This is a genomic window from Bacillus sp. SIMBA_005 (assembly GCF_046535585.1).
Taxonomy (GTDB): domain Bacteria; phylum Bacillota; class Bacilli; order Bacillales; family Bacillaceae; genus Bacillus; species Bacillus pumilus.
Genome location: NZ_JAWRWI010001228.1, coordinates 1 through 233, shown reverse-complemented (window position 1 = coordinate 233; position 233 = coordinate 1). Strand labels below are relative to the sequence as shown.

The window sequence follows — 233 nt, the reverse complement described above, 5'->3', positions numbered from 1 at the left end:
ATATCAGCTTTTAGGAGAAAATTATCTTGAGCTGCATGATTATAAAAATTCTGATTCCTATAATTTAAAAGCGCTGGAAATTTTACCGGAAAAATTCATTGGAACCACCTTAGCTTACATTGGATTAGGAATATCGAAAACCAATCAAAAACAATATCAGGATGCTGAAAAATACCTTTTAAAAGGGTTGGAGTATGCTGAAACTGCCGATCATCCGGCTGCTAAAAGAACAG

1 protein-coding gene is annotated in these 233 nt (G+C 34.3%); it reads left to right on the top strand.

What is annotated here, in order from left to right; all coding sequences use genetic code 11:
* A partial coding sequence (locus SB660_RS23975) for a hypothetical protein (RefSeq protein WP_410585125.1) occupies positions 1 to 233 on the top strand: 233 nt, incomplete at both ends.